The sequence below is a fragment of the Enterobacter vonholyi genome (assembly GCF_008364555.1).
Classification (GTDB): domain Bacteria; phylum Pseudomonadota; class Gammaproteobacteria; order Enterobacterales; family Enterobacteriaceae; genus Enterobacter; species Enterobacter vonholyi.
On sequence record NZ_VTUC01000002.1, the window covers coordinates 414,500 to 435,077 of the forward strand.

Annotated in this window: 18 protein-coding genes; 7 read left to right on the forward strand and 11 right to left on the reverse strand. The window is 56.1% G+C overall.

What is annotated here, in order from left to right:
- Nucleotides 1–207: 207 nt before the first annotated feature.
- The 5 genes from lolC to cobB are packed head-to-tail and all read left to right on the forward strand — an operon-like array spanning nucleotide 208 to nucleotide 5,146.
- Nucleotides 208–1,407, forward strand: a complete 1,200-nt coding sequence (lolC, locus tag F0319_RS04260; RefSeq protein WP_024908607.1) for a lipoprotein-releasing ABC transporter permease subunit LolC — start codon at nucleotides 208–210, stop codon at nucleotides 1,405–1,407.
- Nucleotides 1,400–2,101: a lipoprotein-releasing ABC transporter ATP-binding protein LolD gene (lolD, locus tag F0319_RS04265; protein ID WP_149366339.1), complete on the forward strand. Its 702-nt coding sequence runs from the start codon at nucleotides 1,400–1,402 to the stop codon at nucleotides 2,099–2,101. The genes lolC and lolD overlap by 8 nt, the downstream gene beginning before the upstream one ends.
- The gene (gene lolE / locus F0319_RS04270; protein WP_111965554.1) at nucleotides 2,101–3,345 is read left to right on the forward strand and encodes a lipoprotein-releasing ABC transporter permease subunit LolE; all 1,245 of its coding nucleotides are present in this window, start codon (nucleotides 2,101–2,103) and stop codon (nucleotides 3,343–3,345) included. Before lolD ends, lolE begins: the two co-directional genes overlap by 1 nt.
- Nucleotides 3,346–3,398: 53 nt before the next feature.
- A complete protein-coding gene (gene nagK, locus F0319_RS04275; protein WP_115874745.1) occupies nucleotides 3,399–4,310 on the forward strand; it encodes an N-acetylglucosamine kinase in 912 nt (303 codons plus the stop codon).
- A 14-nt stretch (nucleotides 4,311–4,324) separates the two neighbouring features.
- Complete coding sequence (gene cobB, locus F0319_RS04280; protein ID WP_021240739.1) at nucleotides 4,325–5,146, forward strand: Sir2 family NAD+-dependent deacetylase; 822 nt, start codon at nucleotides 4,325–4,327, stop codon at nucleotides 5,144–5,146.
- A 45-nt stretch (nucleotides 5,147–5,191) separates the two neighbouring features.
- Here the strand turns inward: cobB and F0319_RS04285 are convergent, their stop codons facing one another.
- Nucleotides 5,192–7,123, reverse strand: a complete 1,932-nt coding sequence (locus F0319_RS04285; RefSeq protein WP_149366340.1) for a methyl-accepting chemotaxis protein — start codon at nucleotides 7,121–7,123, stop codon at nucleotides 5,192–5,194.
- Between the two features lie 237 nt (nucleotides 7,124–7,360).
- On the opposite strand from F0319_RS04285, the gene F0319_RS04290 reads away from it, so the two are divergent.
- Nucleotides 7,361–8,590, forward strand: a complete 1,230-nt coding sequence (locus F0319_RS04290; protein WP_149366341.1) for an EAL and HDOD domain-containing protein — start codon at nucleotides 7,361–7,363, stop codon at nucleotides 8,588–8,590.
- A gap of 46 nt (nucleotides 8,591–8,636) precedes the next feature.
- Here F0319_RS04290 and potD read toward each other — a convergent pair whose 3' ends face one another.
- The 4 genes from potD to potA are packed head-to-tail and all read right to left on the reverse strand — an operon-like array spanning nucleotide 8,637 to nucleotide 12,439.
- Nucleotides 8,637–9,671, reverse strand: a complete 1,035-nt coding sequence (gene potD, locus F0319_RS04295; RefSeq protein WP_111965558.1) for a spermidine/putrescine ABC transporter substrate-binding protein PotD — start codon at nucleotides 9,669–9,671, stop codon at nucleotides 8,637–8,639.
- Complete coding sequence (gene potC / locus F0319_RS04300; protein ID WP_033145228.1) at nucleotides 9,668–10,459, reverse strand: spermidine/putrescine ABC transporter permease PotC; 792 nt, start codon at nucleotides 10,457–10,459, stop codon at nucleotides 9,668–9,670. Before potC ends, potD begins: the two co-directional genes overlap by 4 nt.
- Nucleotides 10,456–11,313, reverse strand: a complete 858-nt coding sequence (potB, locus tag F0319_RS04305; RefSeq protein ID WP_045401925.1) for a spermidine/putrescine ABC transporter permease PotB — start codon at nucleotides 11,311–11,313, stop codon at nucleotides 10,456–10,458. Before potB ends, potC begins: the two co-directional genes overlap by 4 nt.
- On the reverse strand, nucleotides 11,297–12,439 hold the full coding sequence (potA, locus tag F0319_RS04310) for a spermidine/putrescine ABC transporter ATP-binding protein PotA (protein WP_181574049.1): 1,143 nt from the start codon (nucleotides 12,437–12,439) through the stop codon (nucleotides 11,297–11,299). Before potA ends, potB begins: the two co-directional genes overlap by 17 nt.
- Nucleotides 12,440–12,676: 237 nt before the next feature.
- On the opposite strand from potA, the gene pepT reads away from it, so the two are divergent.
- Nucleotides 12,677–13,900: a peptidase T gene (gene pepT / locus F0319_RS04315; protein ID WP_111965560.1), complete on the forward strand. Its 1,224-nt coding sequence runs from the start codon at nucleotides 12,677–12,679 to the stop codon at nucleotides 13,898–13,900.
- A gap of 41 nt (nucleotides 13,901–13,941) precedes the next feature.
- On the opposite strand, the gene F0319_RS04320 is transcribed toward pepT, so the two are convergent.
- From F0319_RS04320 to mnmA, 6 genes are all read right to left on the reverse strand, one after another.
- Nucleotides 13,942–15,063 (reverse strand): ribosomal protein uL16 3-hydroxylase, encoded by a 1,122-nt coding sequence (locus F0319_RS04320; RefSeq protein WP_111965561.1) that lies wholly within the window; start codon nucleotides 15,061–15,063, stop codon nucleotides 13,942–13,944.
- A gap of 92 nt (nucleotides 15,064–15,155) precedes the next feature.
- Complete coding sequence (phoQ, locus tag F0319_RS04325; protein WP_111965562.1) at nucleotides 15,156–16,619, reverse strand: two-component system sensor histidine kinase PhoQ; 1,464 nt, start codon at nucleotides 16,617–16,619, stop codon at nucleotides 15,156–15,158.
- On the reverse strand, nucleotides 16,620–17,291 hold the full coding sequence (gene phoP / locus F0319_RS04330; RefSeq protein ID WP_028019015.1) for a two-component system response regulator PhoP: 672 nt from the start codon (nucleotides 17,289–17,291) through the stop codon (nucleotides 16,620–16,622).
- A gap of 123 nt (nucleotides 17,292–17,414) precedes the next feature.
- The gene (gene purB / locus F0319_RS04335; RefSeq protein WP_008500757.1) at nucleotides 17,415–18,785 is read right to left on the reverse strand and encodes an adenylosuccinate lyase; all 1,371 of its coding nucleotides are present in this window, start codon (nucleotides 18,783–18,785) and stop codon (nucleotides 17,415–17,417) included.
- Between the two features lie 19 nt (nucleotides 18,786–18,804).
- On the reverse strand, nucleotides 18,805–19,434 hold the full coding sequence (hflD, locus tag F0319_RS04340) for a high frequency lysogenization protein HflD (RefSeq protein WP_013097081.1): 630 nt from the start codon (nucleotides 19,432–19,434) through the stop codon (nucleotides 18,805–18,807).
- Between the two features lie 27 nt (nucleotides 19,435–19,461).
- Nucleotides 19,462–20,574, reverse strand: coding sequence for a tRNA 2-thiouridine(34) synthase MnmA (mnmA, locus tag F0319_RS04345; protein WP_021241033.1), 1,113 nt, complete (start codon nucleotides 20,572–20,574; stop codon nucleotides 19,462–19,464).
- Nucleotides 20,575–20,578: the final 4 nt, after the last annotated feature.

Genomic DNA, 20,578 nt, shown 5'->3' on the forward strand with positions numbered 1-20,578 from the left:
CGAAACCGTGCTGTAATGGGTAACAGTCTGTATCAGGAGGTTTTTCGGAAAAGGTGGAGGTTATGAGATGCGGTTTCAGATATTAGTACCCTGATTTGTCTGAATTTTTTGGAAAAATGATTACCAAAGCTTACGGTTTCAGTCATTTACGCTTAACGGATTCGCTTATATACTCGTGGGTCTGCTATCAGCAAACAGACGGACTTCATGTATCAACCTGTCGCACTCTTCATAGGCTTACGCTACATGCGTGGGCGCGCCGCGGACCGCTTCGGTCGCTTTGTCTCCTGGCTATCGACTATTGGCATTACGCTTGGCGTGATGGCTCTGGTGACGGTGCTTTCCGTCATGAATGGCTTTGAGCGCGAGCTGCAAAACAACATCCTGGGGCTGATGCCGCAGGCCGTTCTCTCATCGACTAACGGCTCGGTTAACCCGCAGCAGCTGCCGGAAAGCGCGGCGAAGTTACAGGGCGTCACGCGCGTAGCGCCGTTGACCACCGGCGACGTGGTGCTGCAAAGCGCCCGCAGCGTGGCGGTCGGCGTGATGCTGGGTATCGACCCGGCGCAAAACGATCCGCTGACGCCGTATCTCGTTAACGTGAAGCAGACCGACCTGGAAGCCGGGAAATACAACGTGATTCTGGGCGAGCAGCTTGCCGGACAGCTTGGCGTCAACCGTGGCGATCAGCTGCGCGTAATGGTCCCTTCTGCCAGCCAGTTTACGCCGATGGGGCGCCTGCCAAGCCAGCGTCTGTTTAACGTGATTGGTACTTTTGCTGCCAACAGCGAAGTCGATGGCTACCAGATGCTGGTTAACATTCAGGACGCGTCACGCCTGATGCGCTACCCGGCAGGAAATATCACCGGCTGGCGACTGTGGCTCGACGCGCCGCTGAAGGTCGATACTCTCAGCCAGCAAAAACTGCCGGACGGCACCAAATGGCAGGACTGGCGCGAGCGTAAAGGCGAGCTGTTCCAGGCCGTGCGGATGGAGAAAAACATGATGGGGCTGCTGCTGAGCCTGATCGTCGCCGTGGCGGCATTTAACATCATCACCTCGCTGGGTCTGATGGTAATGGAGAAGCAGGGCGAGGTTGCTATCCTGCAAACCCAGGGGCTGACGCCGCGCCAGATCATGGCCGTGTTTATGGTGCAGGGCGCCAGCGCCGGGATCATCGGCGCGCTGCTCGGGGCGGTGCTGGGGGCGCTGCTTGCCAGCCAGCTTAACAATTTAATGCCGATCATCGGCGCGCTGCTCGACGGCGCGGCGCTGCCGGTGGCTATCGAGCCGCTGCAGGTGGTCGGTATTGCGCTGGCCGCGATGGCCATTGCGCTGCTTTCTACGCTTTATCCTTCCTGGCGCGCCGCCGCCACTCAACCCGCTGAGGCTTTACGTTATGAATAAGATCCTGTTGCAATGCGACAACCTGTCCAAACGCTATCAGGAAGGCACTGTGCAAACCGACGTGCTGCACGATGTGAGCTTCAGCGTGGGCGAAGGCGAGATGATGGCGATTGTCGGCAGCTCCGGCTCGGGCAAAAGTACGCTGCTGCATCTGCTGGGCGGGCTGGATACGCCAACCAACGGCGACGTGATTTTCTCCGGCCAGCCGATGAGCAAAATGTCCTCGGCGGCGAAGGCCGAGCTGCGCAACCGCGAGCTGGGCTTTATCTACCAGTTCCACCATCTGCTGCCGGACTTCACGGCGCTGGAAAACGTCGCGATGCCGCTGCTGATTGGCAAAAAGAAACCGGCAGAGATTAACGCTCGCGCCAGCGACATGCTGAAGGCGGTAGGGCTGGGTCATCGCGGTAACCACCGTCCGTCGGAGCTCTCCGGCGGCGAGCGCCAGCGCGTGGCGATTGCCCGTGCGCTGGTCAACAACCCGCGTCTGGTGCTGGCGGATGAGCCCACCGGGAACCTGGACGCGCGCAATGCGGACAGTATTTTCCAGCTTCTGGGCGAGCTGAACGCCTCGCAGGGCACCGCGTTTCTGGTCGTAACCCACGATCTGCAGCTGGCAAAACGTATGGGGCGTCAGCTTGAAATGCGCGACGGCCATCTGAACGCGGAACTGACCCTGATGGGAGCAGAGTAATGGCGTCACCGTTATCGTTACTCATCGGTTTACGTTTTAGCCGCGGCCGCCGTCGCGGCGGCATGGTGTCGCTGATCTCCGTTATCTCGACCATCGGTATTGCGCTGGGTGTGGCGGTGCTGATTGTGGGCTTAAGCGCCATGAACGGCTTCGAGCGCGAGCTGAATAACCGCATTCTGGCGGTGGTGCCGCACGGGGAGATCGAGCCGGTTAACCAGCCGTGGACGAACTGGAGCGATGCGCTCGCCAAAGTTGAAAAAGTGCCGGGCATCGCCGCGGCCGCGCCCTACATTAACTTTACCGGGCTGGTGGAAAGCGGGGTAAACCTGCGCGCCATTCAGGTGAAAGGGGTCAACCCGGCACAGGAAGCGCGTCTCAGCGCGCTGCCGAACTATGTGCAGAACGGCGCTTGGGCCAACTTTAAAGCTGGCGAGCAGCAGATCATCATGGGTAAAGGCGTTGCCGATGCTCTGAAGGTGAAGCAGGGCGACTGGGTGTCAATCATGATCCCGAACGCCAGCACCGACCACAAACTGCAGCAGCCAAAACGCGTGCGCCTGCACGTTACCGGTATTCTTCAGCTGAGCGGTCAGCTTGACCACAGCTTTGCGATGGTGCCGATGGAGGATGCGCGGCAGTATCTCGACATGGGCGACAGCGTGACGGGCATTGCCATCAAGGTGAACGACGTCTTTAACGCCAACAAACTGGTGCGTGACGCGGGCAGCGTGACCAATAACTATGTCTACATCAAAAGCTGGATCGGTACTTACGGGTATATGTACCGTGATATCCAGATGATCCGCGCCATCATGTATCTGGCGATGGTGCTGGTGATTGGCGTGGCGTGCTTTAATATCGTTTCGACGCTGGTGATGGCGGTCAAGGACAAGAGCGGCGACATCGCCGTGCTGCGTACGCTGGGGGCGAAAGACGGTCTTATTCGCGCCATCTTCGTCTGGTACGGTTTGCTGGCGGGTCTATTCGGCAGCCTGTGCGGCGTAGTGATTGGCGTGGTGGTTTCCCTGCAGCTGACGCCGATTATCAACGGGATTGAAAAGCTTATTGGCCACCAGTTCCTGTCGGGTGACATCTATTTTATTGACTTCCTGCCGTCTGAACTGCACTGGCTGGATGTTTTTTATGTGCTGCTTACAGCACTTTTACTGAGTCTGCTGGCAAGCTGGTATCCGGCGCGTCGCGCAAGCCGAATTGATCCGGCGAGGGTATTAAGTGGCCAGTAATTACGTCATGATCTAGCGGCTTTCGGGCCGCCAGGTTAAAAGAGGAATGCGTTATGTATTACGGATTTGATATTGGCGGCACCAAGATTGCGCTCGGCGTGTTTGATAAAAACCTCAAACTGCAGTGGGAAACCCGCGTTCCCACGCCGCGCGAAAGTTATGACGAATTTTTAACCGCCATTGCCGCGCTGGTGGCTCAGGCGGATGAACGCTTTGGGGTCAAAGGCAGCGTCGGCATTGGCATTCCGGGCATGCCCGAAACCGACGACGGTACGCTTTACGCGGCCAACGTGCCTGCCGCTAGCGGTAAACCGCTGCGCGCCGATCTCTCCGTGCTCCTTGAACGCGACGTGCGTTTAGATAACGACGCCAACTGCTTTGCGCTCTCCGAAGCCTGGGATGATGAGTTCCGTCAATATCCGCTGGTGATGGGGCTGATCCTCGGTACCGGCGTCGGCGGAGGAATCGTCATCAACGGTAAGCCCATCACCGGCCGCAGCTACATCACCGGCGAGTTTGGTCATATCCGCCTGCCGGTGGATGCGCTGGAGGTCGTCGGCCGTGATTTCCCGCTGACCCGCTGTGGCTGCGGGCAGCACGGCTGTATTGAGAACTACCTGTCAGGCCGCGGGTTTGCATGGCTTTACGAACACTTCTATCATCAGAAACTTGAGGCCCCTCAAATCATTACCCTGTGGGAGCAAGGGGATGCGCAGGCACGTGAGCACGTCGAGCGCTATCTGGATCTGCTGGCGGTGTGTCTGGGAAATATTCTCACCATCGTCGACCCGGATCTGCTGGTGATCGGGGGAGGGCTTTCAAACTTTACCGCGATTACGGAACGGTTGTCCGGGCGTTTGCCCCGACATTTATTGCCGGTTGCCCGCGTGCCGCGTATTGAACGCGCGCGACACGGGGACGCAGGAGGCATGCGCGGAGCCGCATTCCTTCATCTCACCGATTAGTTTACGAGGTTTCTATGCTGTCGCGTCGCCAGGGTCGACTCAGCCGTTTTCGCAAAAACAAACGCCGCTTGCGTGAGCGCTTGCGCCAGCGGATCTTTTTCAGAGACAGAATGATGCCAGAAGCGATGGATAAACCCAGAGTGGTGGTGCTGACCGGAGCGGGGATCTCGGCCGAGTCAGGAATTCGAACCTTCCGCGCGGCGGACGGACTGTGGGAAGAGCACCGCGTGGAGGATGTCGCCACGCCGGAAGGCTTTGCCCGCGACCCGGATCTCGTGCAGGCGTTTTACAACGCACGCCGTCGTCAGCTTCAGCAGCCTGACGTCGCGCCGAATGCGGCGCATCTGGCGCTGGCAAAGCTGGAAGAGGCGCTGGGCGATCGTTTTCTGCTGGTGACGCAGAATATCGACAATCTCCACGAACGGGCCGGTAACAAGAACATCATCCACATGCACGGCGAGCTGCTCAAGGTTCGCTGCGCCTGGAGCGGTCAGGTGCTGGACTGGAAAGAGGACGTGCTGCCAGAGGATAAGTGCCACTGCTGCCAGTTCCCGTCGCGCCTGCGTCCTCACGTGGTCTGGTTTGGCGAAATGCCGCTGGGAATGGATGAGATCTACAGCGCGCTGGCGATGGCCGACGTGTTTATCGCCATCGGAACATCCGGCCACGTTTACCCTGCGGCAGGGTTTGTCCACGAAGCGCGACTGCACGGTGCGCATACGGTAGAGCTCAACCTTGAGCCAAGCCAGGTGGGCAGCGAGTTTGAAGAGAAACACTACGGCCTGGCAAGCACGGTCGTCCCGGAGTTTGTCGACAAGCTGCTGAAAGGGCTGTAACGGCAATCGCCTGAAAAGGCACCCGCCCAGCGGGTGCCTTTTTGTTTATGAATGGAAGAACGCCAGCGTCTTCTCGAGAGATTTAGCCTGCTCATCAAGCGAGAGCGCCGCAGCGGAGATCTGCTGAACCAGAGAGGCGTTCTGCTGGGTCGTGCTGTCCATCTGGTTAACGGCGGTACTGACCTGGCTTATCCCGCGGTTCTGCTCGTCCAGCGCCTGGACAATGTCGTTGATGACCAGATGCACGTGCGACACCGCCTCAATCACCTGTTTCATCATTACGCCGGTTTCATTGACCAGCTCAACGCCTTTGCTGACGCGGCCTGAGGACTCGGCAATCAGCTGGGAAATTTCTTTAGCCGCGTTAGCGCTTCGCTGGGCAAGGTTGCGCACTTCACCTGCGACAACTGCGAAACCGCGACCCTGTTCGCCCGCGCGCGCCGCTTCAACGGCCGCATTCAGCGCCAGAATATTGGTCTGGAAGGCGATGCCGTCGACGATGCTGTTAATCTCACCGATCTTACGCGCGCTCTCGTCAATCTCTCCGATCACCATCACCACGTCGTTTACCAGCGTTTCGCCATGCCCGGCGAGGCTCGCGGCGCGATCGGTCAGCGTGGTCGCCTTGTGGGCGTTGTCGGCATTATTTTTCACCGTGACCGAAATCTCTTCCATGCTGGCTGCTGTTTCAACAATCGCCGCCGCCTGTTCTTCGGTACGTGAGGCGAGGTCAAGGTTGCCCGCCGAAATTTCGCTGGTGCCGCCGTGCACGGAGTGGCTGGCTTCGCTGATGTTGTCGACGATGCGCTTGAGCTGCGTCTGCATGGTGTGCAGGGCATAAAAAATGCTGTGGGTATCCCCGGAACGAACCGGGATGGTGTTATTCAGATCTCCCCGGGCAACGGCCAGGGCGATCCCGGCGGCCTCCGAAGGTTCCCCTCCAACCGGACGGTCAACCTTGCGGGTAAAGATCTGGGCCATCACCAGGCTGACCGCAACGATGCTTAACATCATCATCATGATGGCTTTCAGTAAAAATGCCCGCGCTTCGGCCATCACTTCGCTAACCGGAGTAATAATGGCCAGCTTCCACGGCGTCTGGCTGTTACCGACGGCGATGTCCTGCCAGGTGATGAACACCTCTTCCATCAGCAGCGGATCGTATACCCGGGTGACGTCATGACCGGCAATCTGACCCGCGTATGGCTTGCCTGCCGCCTGTTTGTCCGGGCTGGACACCACGTTATTACCCGCTGAGAGGAGCAGGGCGTAGCCTGTGCCGTTCCACGGTTTAATCGCGCCGATCGTGGACTGCAGCGTGGCGAGGGAGAAGTCAGAGGTGACCGAGCCCAGAAACTGGCCGTCACGCATGATGGGTGCGGCAATCGAGGTAAGCATCACGTCCACGCCGTTGTAGGGGTAAATATAGGGCTCGATGATCACATCTTTATGCCGCTGTTTCGGCAGCAGGTAATAATCACCGCTGCCGGGGGTTTCGATGTCAGTCAGCAGGTGTAATGCCGGTTTGCCGGTGGCATCGCGGTCGACGTAGCGGGCGTAGCGTCCGGCAGGATCTTCACCGCTCTGACCGGCAAAGGCGGCATCTTTATCGTCGAACGCGTTGGGCTCAAAGGCCATCGACATGGAGAGAAACTGTGGGTGAGCCGAGAGGTAGTGGATAAGCAGCTGGTTCAGGCTCTGGCGGTCGGATACGCCCGCCTCGCGCAGTGCCAGGGCGCTGTTGCCCATATCCCGGGCGGCAGTCAGGGCGGAATCCAGCTGTTTGCTGACCTGTAAAGCCTGTACCTCGGCTATCTGGCGGATATGTTTTTTGGCCAGCACCTCCTGCTGCGCCATCCACTGCCACATCATAAACCCGATCGTTGCCGTAAAGCCCACCGTCACGGTGAGGAAAATGGACAATAGCATCAACGTCTTGACTCTTATTTTTTGTTTTCGGACCATGGCGTCTTTCATTCTCATCTCCCGTAATGTTGTGCATGTCGGGCAGGCACACAGTACTTATCGGATATTTCATCCTCTTTCTGTAGAGCGCCGGATATATTTAATTTAAATTCCAGAATATTTAATCCCGTTAATTAGTGTGGATGCTTTTATTTTGTGCATTCAATCAAAATAGCGCTCGATAATGCTCGTTATCATCGTGTAGAAAGAGGATGCTAATAAATATTAAGTGGTAAAGGAGGATGGGATATGTACGGATTTATTGCGCGACAACCCATTTTTAACCCTGAGATGAAGACGGTGGCCTATGAGCTGCTCTTCAGAGACGGGATGACAAACCGTTTTCCGGATGTGTCGGCGGAATATGCCACCTCCAGAATGATATCCGATCAGTTTTTATGCGTGCCGTCCCAGCGCATCGCCGGGGCACATACTTCGTTTATTAATTTCCCTTCGCGAATGGTCATAGACCGCAGTGGAGAAGCGCTGGATAAAGAGAGCGTGGTCATTGAGATCCTTGAAGATGCTGTGCCGGGAGCGGAACTGCTGCAGGCCGTCAGGGAGATGAATGCGCATGGTTATCAGTTTGCGCTTGATGATTTCACCCTTGCACCAGAATGGGATGCTTTTTTACCCTATATTTCAATACTGAAATTTGACGTCAGAAATTACACCTTAGCGCAAATTAAACAGTATCTGAAAACGCGTAAACATCTGACCGGTCATATTAAATATCTCGCTGAAAAAATTGAGACTAAAGAGGAATTCAACCAATACAGGGACGAGGGGTTTTCCCTTTTTCAGGGCTATTTTTTCTGCCGCCCGGAGGTCATTAAATATAAACGGCTGTCGCAAAATCAGCTGGCGATTTTTCGACTGCAAATGGAGGTCGGACGCAATAAGCCTGATTTTCGAATTATCGAGTCGTTGATAAAAACCGATCTTACGCTCTCTTATAAAATCATGCGCTATATGAAGCATACGGCGTTTAAGCATGTCGGCGCCTGTAATTTCAGCAAGTTAACCCTGAGCGAGGTGCTCAGGTATCTTGGCGAAAATCAGCTCCGACGGTTTGTTGCCGTCGTGGTCCTCGCCAGTGCGGGCAATGATACCGTCAGCGAGCTTTATCCGCTGAGCATGATGCGCGGTAAGTTCTGCGAGCTGATCGCAGAGACGATGAACGAACCGATTCTGGCTGAAAATGCGTTCATGTGCGGCCTGTTTTCTCTTCTGGATACCCTCCTTGAGCTGCCGATGGCAGAGTTGATGAAGCAAATTGCGGTCCCGCAGAGCGTGAGCAACGCGCTTTGTCATCAGGAGGGACGGTTAGCCGATATGATTAACCTTTGCCGTTACTATGAACAGCAGCAGTGGGGCGAAGCGACCAGAGTACGCCAGAGGCTGGGGCTGTCGGATGAAGAAGTGGTTGAGGCGATGCGAAAGGCGACGATCTGGGCAGGAGAGAATGCGGTCAGTTAATCCTTCCTCACGCCGTACAGGCGGCGTGAGGAAGAACGCGATACCGTTACCGGCCCGCTTTTAACTTCTGGTAATACTCTTCGTAGAGGCGGCTGGCGTCGCCGACATCGTTCTGCCATTCGCCTTTGCTGATGGTTTCGGCATCCGGATAGAGCGATTTATCGTTAGCCACTTCAGGCTTCAGCAGCTTGCGTGCGGCGAGGTTTGGCGTCGGGTAGCCAATAGTCTCGGCAACCTGTTTCGCCACGTCCGGGCGCAGCAGGAAGTTAATCAGCTTATGCGCCCCTTCAACGTTTTTCGCATTGGCCGGAATAGACAGGCTGTCCATCCAGAAGATCCCACCTTCTTTCGGCCAGACCACCTCAAGCGGCGTACCGGCCTGACGGGCAACATACGCGGAGCCGTTCCAGACCATCCCCAGATTCACTTCGCCTTCCATATACGGGTTTGCCGGGTTATCAGAGTTGAATGCCGCCACGTTAGGCATCAGCTTTTTCAGCTCGGCATACGCCGCTTCAATCTCTTTAGGATCCGTCGTATTGCCCGAGTAGCCCAGCTTGCGCAGTGCCACCTGGAACACTTCGCGCGCGTCGTCTGTCAACAGCAGGCTGCCCTTGTATTCCGGTTTCCACAGATCGGCCCAGCTTGTCACCGATTTCGGATCGACGGCCTCGCTGTTAACGCCAATCGCGGTTGCCCCCCAGATATACGGAATGGAGTAGTCGTTATTCGGGTCGAACGGCTTGTTGAGCATCTCAGGATCGAGGTTTGAAAAATGGGTTAGCTTCGTTTTATCGATCTTCTGAATCATGCCCTCTTTGCGCATTTTGTCGACAAAGTAGGTGGAAGGAACCACCAGATCGTACGCGCCATCTTTGTAAGTTTTCAGCTTGGCGTACATGGTTTCATTCGACTCGTAGGTCGAGTAGATCACTTTGATGCCCGTCTCCTTTGTGAACTGTTCCAGCAGGCCCGGCGGCACGTACTCGGTCCAGTTGTAGAAGTAGAGCGTTTTGCTGTCATCAGCGTGCGCGGAACCCATGCCGAGCACCAGCGCCGCAGCGGCGAGCATTTTTTTCATTTCATTGTCCCCTGAGATTTTGTTTTATCACGAGCAATAACCTGGCTGGCGATCACCAGAACCAGCGAAAATACCAGCAGAATGGTTGCCAGCGCGTTCACCTCGGGTGAAACGCCGACTTTCACCATCGAATAGATTTTCAACGGCAGAATTTCATAGCTCGGCCCGGTCACGAAGGAGGAGACCACCACGTCATCCATCGACAGGGTAAAGCTCAGCAGCCATCCGGCCGCCACGGCGGGCATCGCCAGCGGCAGGATGATTTTGCGCAGGATGGTCATCTCGCTGGCGCCCAGATCTTTCGCCGCCTCCAGCATGCGCACGTCGAACCCTTTCAGGCGCGCAAAGACGGTCACCACCACAAACGGCAGGCAGAAGGTGATATGGGAAAACAGCAGCGACCAGAAGCCAAGCTGTACGCCCAGCAGCATAAACAGCACCAGCAGCGAAATCGCCATCACGATATCCGGCGACATCATCACCACAAACAGCATGCCGCTGACGAACGGTTTACCGCGAAAGCGGTAGCGGTAGAGCGCCACGGCGGTCAGTGAACCAATTAGCGTGGCGAAGGTGGCGGAGAAGATCGCCATCGTCAGCGAGTGCTGAGCGGCCTGCAGCAGGCTGTCGTTGTTCATCAGCAGGCTGTACCAGCTGGTGGTAAAGCCCTGCCAGTTAATCCCGAAGCGTGAGCTGTTAAACGAGTTCACGATCAAAATAACGATCGGGATATACAGGTAAGCGTAAATGGCGGTCATAAAACCGCCGCGAAGCAGTCGACCGATCATTCGAGTTCCACCTTCTTGTTCAGCAGCCGTGAAGCGCGCCAGTAGACCAGCAGCATCAGACCCATCACCACCGTCAGCGTGATGCTGGTGGCGGACCCGAACGGCCAGTCGCGAATGTTCAGGAACTGACTCTTGATCACATTCCCAATCAGCAGGTTTTTCGCGCCACCCATCAGGTCAGAAACGTAGAACAGACCCATGGCCGGAAGCATTACCAGCAAACAGCCCGCGATAATGCCGGGCATGGTCAACGGGATGATAATGCGGATAAAGGTCTGGAGCTTGTTGGCTCCCAGATCTCTTGCCGCTTCCAGCAGCGGTTTATCCAGCTTCTCAATGCTGGAGTAAAGCGGCATTACCATAAACGGCAGCAGGATATAGACCAGGCCGATAATGACCGCGCTCGGGGTAAACATGATGCGGATCGGCGTATCAATCACCCCCAGCCACAGTAGAAACTCATTGAGGTAGCCTTTGGTGCTGAGGAAGATTTTCAGCCCGTAGATGCGGATTAACGAGTTGGTCCAGAATGGAACAATCAGTAAAAACAGCAGCAGGGGCCGCACCTTTTGCGGCAGGCCCGCGAGGAACCATGCGAAGGGATACCCGAGCACCAGGCAGGCAACGGTGGCAATTAGCGCCATATTGAGCGAGTGCAGCAGCACGTCAAAATAGAGCGGATCGAGCAGGCGCGCGTAGTTATCCAGCGTAAAGACCAGCGAAACGAAGTTTGCGTCGTCGCGGGTCAGGAAGCTGGTGGCGATGATCATCAGGTTGGGTAAAAAGACAAACAACACAAGCCAACCGACGATCGTGGCAATCACCACATTCTGGAACTTACTTGTGTTCTTCATCAGCCAGCACAACCTCCCAGCTTTCTACCCAGTTGACAACCATTTTCTGGTCGAGCGAGTGGTCGAAGTCAGGGTCGTCCTCGTTAAAGAACTCGCTGACCATCACCATTTTGCCGTTCTCAAGCTCGACGACAGACTCCAGGGTCATCCCTTTGTAGTTGCGCTCGCGGATATAGCCGATTAACCCTTCGGCCTCGGTATTGCCGTGGATTTCATCGACGCGCAGATCTTCCGGGCGCAGCAGAACGTTGAGCTTTTGTCCCTTCTCGACGGGGAAATTCACCGTGATATTGCATTCGCGTCCTTCGACGCTGGCGAGCACGCGCTGGTCGTCCAGACGTTCAATCACCGTGGCGTCAAAGATATTGATCTCGCCAATGAAGCTGGCGACAAACAGGTTCTTCGGCTCTTCGTAGATTTCGCGCGGCGTGCCGTCCTGCTCGATTTTGCCGTCGCGCATCACCACGATGCGGTCTGACATGGTCAGGGCTTCTTCCTGATCGTGGGTGACGAAGACAAAGGTAATGCCGAGTTTGCGCTGCAGGGCTTTGAGCTCGTTCTGCATCTGTTTGCGCAGCTTGTAATCCAGCGCGGAGAGGGATTCATCCAGCAGAAGCAGACGCGGCTTGTTAACCACGGCGCGGGCGATGGCCACGCGCTGCTGCTGGCCGCCGGAAAGCTGATGGGGTTTACGCTGGGCAAACGTCTCAAGCTGTACCATGCGCAGGGCGTCGGTGACGCGCGGTTCGATCTCATGCGCCGGGGTTTTTTGCATCCGCAGGCCAAACGCCACGTTTTCAAAAACGGTCATGTGCGGGAACAGGGCATAGCTCTGAAAGACGGTATTAACGTGGCGATCTTCGGCAGGAACCCGGGTAATGTCCTGGTTCTCTAGATGGATATGGCCGTTATCGACGCTTTCCAGCCCGGCGATAAGGCGCAGTACGGTTGTTTTGCCGCAGCCGGAGGGGCCAAGCAGCGTCAGAAACTCACCGTCATTGATGGTAAGAGTGAGGTCGGAAATAACGTCTTTGCCATCAAAACTTTTACGAATTCGTTCCAGTTTCACCAGCGGTGAACGGGTTTGTGTATTCAATTTTTGCGCTGTCCCATATAGACGCCTCAGGCAGCAGACTGAAGCGGGGTTTGTGTGTAACCACCTTGGTGACTCGTAATGAGGGCGGACATTCTACGGCAATCCCCGGTAATCGCCAATCCTTGTCACTGATTCATAAGCTACATTTACTAACGCATAACGATATAAACGGAAAATATTCTCGTTTGCGGGATAAAAGTGACCTGACGCAATATTTGCGTTTTGATGCTTATTGATAATGTTGTCACAAAAAGTGAGGGTGACTGCATGGATAAATTACTTGAGCGTTTTTTACAGTACGTTTCGCTGGATACCCAATCTAAACCGGGTGTTCGCCAGGTGCCGAGCACCGAAGGCCAGTGGAAGTTATTAAACCTGCTGAAAGAGCAGCTTGACGCCATGGGGCTGGTCAACGTCACGTTAAGCGAGAAAGGCACTGTGATGGGAACGCTGCCGGCGAATGTCCCGGGTGACATTCCGGCGATTGGCTTTATCTCCCATGTCGACACCTCTCCTGATTTTAGCGGTAAAAATGTGAACCCGCAGATTGTGGAAAATTACCGCGGCGGTGACATTGCGCTGGGCATTGGCGACGAAGTGCTCTCGCCCGTGATGTTCCCGGTGCTGCATCAGCTGCTGGGCCAGACGCTGATCACCACCGACGGGAAAACCCTGCTGGGGGCGGATGACAAAGCGGGGATCGCGGAAATCATGACGGCGCTGGCGGTGCTGAAGGGCAAAGATATTCCGCACGGCGACATCCGCGTGGCCTTTACGCCGGATGAAGAGGTCGGCAAGGGCGCGAAGCACTTCGACGTGGACGCCTTTAACGCCCAGTGGGCCTACACCGTCGACGGTGGTGGCGTCGGTGAGCTGGAATATGAAAACTTCAATGCCGCGTCCGTCACGATCAAAATTGTCGGCAACAACGTTCACCCCGGTTCGGCGAAAGGCGTCATGGTGAACGCGCTGTCGCTGGCGTCGCGAATTCATGCGGAAGTCCCGGCGGAAGAGAGCCCCGAACAGACCGAGGGGTATGAAGGTTTCTATCACCTGACCAGCATCAAAGGCACCGTGGACAGCGCGCAGATGCACTACATCATCCGCGATTTCGACCGTAAAGCCTTTGAGGCACGCAAGCGTAAGATGATGGAGATCGCCAAAAAGGTGGGTAAGGGCCTGCATCCCGACTGCTACATTGAGCTCATCATCGAAGACAGCTATTACAATATGCGCGAGAAGGTGATGGCGCATCCGCATATTCTCGATATCGCCCAGCAGGCGATGCGCGACTGCGATATTGAACCGATATTAAAACCGATTCGCGGCGGCACCGACGGTTCTCAGCTGTCATTCATGGGGCTACCGTGCCCGAACCTGTTTACCGGTGGCTACAACTACCATGGCAAGCATGAGTTTGTGACGCTGGAAGGAATGGAAAAAGCGGTGAAGGTGATAGTGCGGATAGCGGAGTTGACCGCGAAGCGGTAAGAAAAGCCCGGTGGCAAAGCGCCACCGGGCATTAAGGCGACTCAGTCCTCAAAGAACCAGTACCCGCTGTTAACCAGCGCGGCCAGCATCGCGAGGAAAGACGGGTCTTCCAGCGCATCGCCAAAGGTATCGGCAGTCAGCACCAGATGGCTGGCTATGGATTCGAGCGCTGGACGGTGCGGAGAGTCCAGCTTCTCGCCGTTGACGAATACCTCCTCGCCAATGCGCAGCACGCGCAACCCGCCCAGACGTACCAGCTTGTCGCCCTGCTGGAGCGCATCATAAATCTCGTCAGCCTGATAAGGCGGCTCCGGTGGCGCAACGTCCAGCTCATGACGAGACTGGCTGATAAACTCGCCAAACCACTGACGGAAATGTTCCGGTTCGTTGATCAAATCCAGCATCATGCCGCGCAGCTTATCCAGCTCTGCAGGCAGGATATCGGCCGGATGCTCGCGTGCAGGCACATCGGGGTCGCTGTAACGATAGCTGCCCAGCTCGCGTTGCAGAACGTAGTCGGCAAATCCGCTGATCATCTCGCGGCCGCTTGGCGCGCGGAACCCCACGGAGTAGTTGAGGGAGTTTTCCAGCGAGTAACCCTCGTGAGGGAATCCAGGCGGAATGTAGAGAATATCGCCCGGCTCCAGCTCTTCGTCGATAATCCCTTCAAACGGATCAACCTGCAGCAGGTCCGGATGCGGGCAGTGCTGCTTCATAGGTACTTTTTCGCCCACGCGCCAGCGGCGGCGGCCCGTACCCTGAATGATGAATACGTCGTACTGGTCCAGATGCGGGCCCACGCCGCCGCCAGGCACGGAGAAGGAGATCATCAGATCGTCCATGCGCCAGTCGGGCAGGGCGCGGAACGGACGCATTAAGGCGGCAGTTGGCTCGTGCCAGTGGTTGACCGCCTGCACCAGCAGCGACCAGTTGTTTTCACCGAGGTGATCGTAGCTTTCGAAAGGACCGTGGCTAACCTGCCATTTCCCGTCCTGGTGGCTGACCAGACGGCTGTCGACTTCGTTTTCCATGGCCAGACCGGCCAGCTCGTCAGGCGAGATGGGGTCGACAAAATTGCTGAACCCGCGTTTCAGAACCACCGGGCGTTTTTGCCAGTAACGTTCAATAAACTCGGGCCAGTTAAGCGTTAAGTGATAATCCATAATTTTTTTATTCCGCAGGCTCTTACTGACTCGGATTATAACGGAAGCTCAGCCCCCCGGCTGCGAGATCCTCGCATTTTTCACATAACGGGTTAACTATCGTTCGATGTGGGCTGCTGGCGACCAAAAATGACCTCCATTCTGGCGCCGCCCAGTAAGCTTTCGCTGGTTTCGATTTTCCCGTCGTACTGATCGACAATCTCGCGCGCGACGGCTAATCCTACGCCCTGTCCTGGACGTAACGTATCGGCGCGCTGACCGCGATCGAACACCACGTCACGCTTATTGCGCGGGATCCCCGGGCCATCATCCTCAACGATAATATGCAGCTCGGTTTCCGTCTGGCGCGCAGAAACTTCCACGAACTCCAGGCAGTATTTGCAGGCGTTATCCAGCAGGTTACCCATCACTTCCATGAAGTCATTTTTTTCACCCACAAAGCTTATCTCTGGCGAGATATCGAGGCTGATATTCACCCCTTTACGCTGATACACCTTGTTGAGGGCGGACGTGAGGTTATCCAGAAGCGGGGCAACCGGGTGCAGCTCACGGCTCAGCAGCGCGCTGCCGGAACGCATGCTGGCGCGATGCAGGTAATAGCCAATTTGCTGGGAAATACGGCTGATCTGTTCCAGCATCACCGGCTCGGCATCGTCGACGCTCAGCTTCGAACTGCGCATTGAACGGAGGGTACTTTGCATGACCGCGAGCGGGGTTTTCAGGCTGTGGGTCAGGTCGGTAAGCGTCGTACGGTATTTATCATAGCGTTCGCGTTCACTTTTCAGCAGGCGGTTGAGGTTTCGCACCAGGCTGGTGAGCTCGCGCGTGGTTTCCGGGTTCAGCTTCTCGCGATGATGTTCCTCCAGCTCGCGAACCTCTTTCGCCAGTGATTCAATGGGGCGCAAGCTCCACCATGCCGCCACCCACAGCAGCGGGATCACCAGCAGGAGATTCGCAGCCAGAACATAGATGAACCAACTCCAGACCATATAAGAACGCTTCAGCTCGACCGGAATGGTGTCGATCACCACAATGGTCAGCTGCGGCATGTTTAGCGTCGCCGGATAGAGGTTAATCGCGACGGAGTGCGTCATCTCCGTTTCGGCATTGTCGGCGCGGATCTCGTTCAGCTTTTGCTGCAGGGAGCGATCTTCACGGATCAGCGAGCTGGTGGTGTTGAGATCGGCTTCAATTTCATGAAACCCGTTGGTTCTGAGCCAGTCCGGACGAATGCTTTTGACCAGCCATGGGATGTCACGCTGCGCCCACAGTAGCTTGCCCTTTTCGTCATAAATCAGGGCCAGCGTTGGACTCTGCTGGTTGAGGTTTTCCGGCATTTCGACGGTGATTTGATTGTTTTCCCACTTCGCCAGGGTATAAAAAAGATTGCTTTCGCCACGCAGCAGCCGAAAGGTGGTTTTATCAAAGCTGACGCTATAGCCCACCAGGGCGACCATGCCGTAGGAGAGTGACAGCACCAGCACGACGGCGGCCGTTGCCAGTAAGAAACGAACCCTCAGGGAGAGGGGCAGAATATGGCGTAAAATCCGTCTCATTTAGCGTAATTCGAACAGGTAGCCCTGGCCACGGACGGTGGTAATCACATCCTGCGGATACTGCGCCTGAATTTTCTTGCGCAAACGCCCCATCAGCACGTCAATGGTATGGCTCTCGCGCAGTTCCGCATCAGGGTAAAGCTGGAGCATTAAGGAATCTTTGCTTACCACTTTGCCGTTGTTACGGATCAGCGTTTCCATAATGGTGTATTCGAAGGCGGTAAGCTTGATCACTTCATCATTGATCGCTAACTCCCGACGGGAGAGATCGACCTGGAAAGGCGGGATGGAAATAACCTGTGAAGCCAGCCCGCTATTGCGGCGTAACAGCGCCTGCATGCGCGCCGCCACCTCTTCAATATGAAACGGCTTGGTGACGTAATCATCCGCACCCGCGCTCAGCACTTCGACCTTATCCTGCCAGCCTTCACGGGCGGTCAGAACCAGAACCGGTAGGGAGACATCATGGCTGCGCCAGCGGCGAATCAACGACAGACCGTCTTCGTCAGGCAGCCCTAAATCGACAATGGCGATATCCGGCAGGTGTTCATTGAGATAATAATCGGCTTCTTTTGCGTCTTCAGCATCGTCCACCTGATGTCCCATCTCCTGAAGCTGAACCTTCAGGTGATGACGTAGCAATGCGTTATCCTCAACAACCAGTACGCGCATCATCTCTTCTCCCTAAATAATTGGTATGAATAGTTTAACGCTGATTATGTTGTTTTGGGGATAAACATTGAGTAAACCGGGGAAAAGCATCCCCCTTTTCGGGCGAAAAGGGGGAGAGGGGCGTTACTTCAGCTCGTCAACCATGGTGATGGCGCGGCCAATGTAGTTCGCCGGGGTCATCGCCTTCAGGCGCGTTTTCTCTTCCTCCGGCAGCGCCAGACCGTCGATAAACTGCTTCATGCCTTCGGCGTCAACGCGTTTGCCGCGGGTCAGCTCTTTCAGCTTCTCGTACGGTTTTTCGATACCGTAACGGCGCATCACGGTCTGGATTGGCTCCGCCAGAACTTCCCAGTTGTGATCCAGCTCGTCCAGCAGACGGTCACGGTTCACTTCCAGCTTGCTCACGCCTTTCAGGGTGGACTGATACGCGATCAGCGCATAGCCAATGCCCACGCCCAGGTTACGCAGTACGGTGGAGTCGGTCAGGTCGCGCTGCCAGCGGGATACCGGCAGTTTGCTCGCCATATGCTGCAGCACGGCGTTTGCCAGGCCCAGGTTGCCTTCTGAGTTTTCGAAGTCGATAGGGTTTACTTTGTGCGGCATGGTGGAAGAGCCGATTTCACCGGCGATGGTTTTCTGCTTGAAGTGGTTCAGGGCGATGTAGCCCCACACGTCACGATCGAAGTCGATCAGGATGGTGTTGAAGCGCGCAATGCAGTCAAACAGTTCGGCGATATAGTCGTGCGGCTCAATCTGGGTAGTGTACGGGTTCCACTGAATGCCCAGAGAGGTCACGAACTCTTCGCTGAACTGGTGCCAGTCCACTTCCGGGTAGGCGGCGATGTGGGCGTTATAGTTACCGACCGCGCCGTTGATTTTGCCAAGAATTTCAACCTGTTCCAGCTGACGATACTGGCGCTCCATACGGTACGCTACGTTGGCCATCTCTTTACCCATCGTGGACGGGGTGGCTGGCTGGCCGTGGGTACGGGAGAGCAGCGGAATATCGCGGTATTCCACGGACAGCGCTTTCACCGCGTCGATGATTTTACGCCAGTAAGGCAGCACTACCTCTTTGCGCGCGGTGGAGAGCATCAGCGCATGGGACAGGTTGTTGATGTCTTCAGAGGTACAGGCGAAGTGGATGAACTCAGACACGGCGTGCAGCGCAGGGACGCTTTCCACTTTCTCTTTCAGGAAGTACTCAACCGCCTTAACATCGTGGTTGGTGGTGCGTTCAATGGTTTTAATGCGCGCGGCGTCTTGTTCGCTAAACTCGGCAACGATTTTATCAAGGTAATCGTTTGCCTTTTCGTCAAAAGCAGGAACTTCCTTGATTGCTGCCTGGGCGGCCAGCTTTTGCAGCCAGCGTACTTCAACCTGAACACGGAACTTCAGCAAACCATATTCGCTGAAGATCCCGCGCAGCGCGCTGACTTTATCGCCGTAGCGTCCATCGACAGGGGATACGGCGGTCAGTGAGGATAATTCCATAATTCGCAACTCCGGGAGGTTAACAATGAGCAAGAATTTGTTTTGCCTGAGTGGTCAGGCGATTACGAGAAAACATTAACTGCAGGCGGCCACCACCGACCTGGTGCCACAGCACGGCGGCGCGGATACCTGCCAGCAGGGACGCGCGCACTTTTGCCTGTACCTGCGGGCTTTGCAGTACGGCAGGGGATCCGGTGACCTGAATACGCGGGCCCAGCGGGCTGATGACGTCAACATAAATGCCGGCCATGGCGCTGAGCAGCGTTTCGGACTGCAGGTCAAAATGGTCGAGCTGACGCTGCAGCCCGGCAATACGATCGCCCAGGGTATTGAGCGCGCCTTTTGCTGCGCTCAGCTTACGCTCCAGCACCATCAGGCTCAACGTGTAGCGTGTGAGCTCCGCGTTTAATCCCTGACGGCTGCTGGCGTTTAGCACGCCCAGCAGGGTTTCAAGACCGAGACGAAGATTGGTTTCACTGCCGCCGAACACGCCCAGGGTCGAGCCGGGGTTAAGATCGATAACGCTGTTCAGTGAAACGTGCAGGGCATCAGCGTCGCAATGACCCTGATGCGCCAGCTGTTGCACCAGACGGGCTGACTGGCAAATTCCCGCCAGCGCCAGGGTGATGTCATAGTAGTTCTTCGCCACACGGTCTCCTTTATGTGTGCAATCGTATTAAACAGCAGGCAGCGGCAGGCGCTGTTCAATGATCCCGCCGCCCAGGCAGATCTCGCCGCTGTAGAAGACAGCAGACTGACCTGGGGTGACGGCGGCAACCGGCTCGTCGAAGCGCACGTCAATGCGATCGTCATCGAGCGCGGTAACGGTGCAAGGAATATCGGTCTGACGGTAGCGTGTTTTCACCGTGCAGCGCAGCGTGCCTTTCAGCGGCTCACGATCGACCCAGTGCAGCTGTTGCGCGATCAGGCCAACGGACATCAGACGCGGATGGTCGTGACCCTGAGCAACAACCAGAATATTGTTTTCGACATCTTTGTCGACTACGTACCACGGATCTTCGCTACCTTCTTTCGTTCCGCCGATACCCAGGCCTTTACGCTGGCCGAGCGTGTGGTACATCAGCCCCTGGTGCTGGCCAATCTCTTCCCCGTCGACGGTGACAATTTTACCCGGCTGTGCGGGCAGGTAGCGCCCCAGGAAATCGCGGAATTTACGCTCGCCGATGAAGCAGATGCCGGTAGAGTCTTTTTTCTTCGCGGTGATCAGGTCCAGCTCTTCGGCGATTTTACGCACCTGCGGCTTTTCCAGCTCGCCGACCGGGAACAGGCTCTGGGCGATCTGCTCGTGGCTCAGCGTATAGAGGAAATAGCTTTGATCTTTGTTGCCGTCCAGACCGCGCAGCAGCTGGCTTTTACCATTCACGTCTGCACGACGCACGTAGTGGCCGGTCGCGATGTAGTCAGCGCCCAAATCTTCCGCGGCGAATTCCAGGAAGGCCTTAAATTTGATCTCTTTGTTGCACAGAATATCCGGGTTCGGCGTGCGGCCCGCTTTGTACTCTTCCAGGAACAGTTCAAAAACGTTGTCCCAGTATTCTGCGGCAAAGTTAACGGTGTGCAGTTCAATGCCGAGCTTATCGCATACGGCCTGCGCGTCGGCAAGATCCGCTGCGGCAGTGCAGTATTCCTCGCCATCATCTTCCTCCCAGTTCTTCATGAACAGGCCCTCCACCTTATAGCCCTGTTGCTGTAACAGGTAGGCGGAAACGGAGGAATCGACACCGCCGGACATGCCGACGATCACTTTTTTCTGGCTGTTATCTGACATGGAA

Excerpts from the sequence above, each read along its gene's own strand:
- lolC (WP_024908607.1), top strand. The coding sequence starts at position 208 with ATGTATCAACCTGTCGCACTCTTCATAGGCTTACGCTACATGCGTGGG.
- lolD (WP_149366339.1), top strand. The coding sequence starts at position 1,400 with ATGAATAAGATCCTGTTGCAATGCGACAACCTGTCCAAACGCTATCAG.
- lolE (WP_111965554.1), top strand. The coding sequence starts at position 2,101 with ATGGCGTCACCGTTATCGTTACTCATCGGTTTACGTTTTAGCCGCGGC.
- nagK (WP_115874745.1), top strand. The coding sequence starts at position 3,399 with ATGTATTACGGATTTGATATTGGCGGCACCAAGATTGCGCTCGGCGTG.
- cobB (WP_021240739.1), top strand. The coding sequence starts at position 4,325 with ATGCTGTCGCGTCGCCAGGGTCGACTCAGCCGTTTTCGCAAAAACAAA.
- F0319_RS04285 (WP_149366340.1), bottom strand. The coding sequence starts at position 7,123 with ATGAAAGACGCCATGGTCCGAAAACAAAAAATAAGAGTCAAGACGTTG.
- F0319_RS04290 (WP_149366341.1), top strand. The coding sequence starts at position 7,361 with ATGTACGGATTTATTGCGCGACAACCCATTTTTAACCCTGAGATGAAG.
- potD (WP_111965558.1), bottom strand. The coding sequence starts at position 9,671 with ATGAAAAAAATGCTCGCCGCTGCGGCGCTGGTGCTCGGCATGGGTTCC.
- potC (WP_033145228.1), bottom strand. The coding sequence starts at position 10,459 with ATGATCGGTCGACTGCTTCGCGGCGGTTTTATGACCGCCATTTACGCT.
- potB (WP_045401925.1), bottom strand. The coding sequence starts at position 11,313 with ATGAAGAACACAAGTAAGTTCCAGAATGTGGTGATTGCCACGATCGTC.
- pepT (WP_111965560.1), top strand. The coding sequence starts at position 12,677 with ATGGATAAATTACTTGAGCGTTTTTTACAGTACGTTTCGCTGGATACC.
- F0319_RS04320 (WP_111965561.1), bottom strand. The coding sequence starts at position 15,063 with ATGGATTATCACTTAACGCTTAACTGGCCCGAGTTTATTGAACGTTAC.
- phoQ (WP_111965562.1), bottom strand. The coding sequence starts at position 16,619 with ATGAGACGGATTTTACGCCATATTCTGCCCCTCTCCCTGAGGGTTCGT.
- phoP (WP_028019015.1), bottom strand. The coding sequence starts at position 17,291 with ATGCGCGTACTGGTTGTTGAGGATAACGCATTGCTACGTCATCACCTG.
- purB (WP_008500757.1), bottom strand. The coding sequence starts at position 18,785 with ATGGAATTATCCTCACTGACCGCCGTATCCCCTGTCGATGGACGCTAC.
- mnmA (WP_021241033.1), bottom strand. The coding sequence starts at position 20,574 with ATGTCAGATAACAGCCAGAAAAAAGTGATCGTCGGCATGTCCGGCGGT.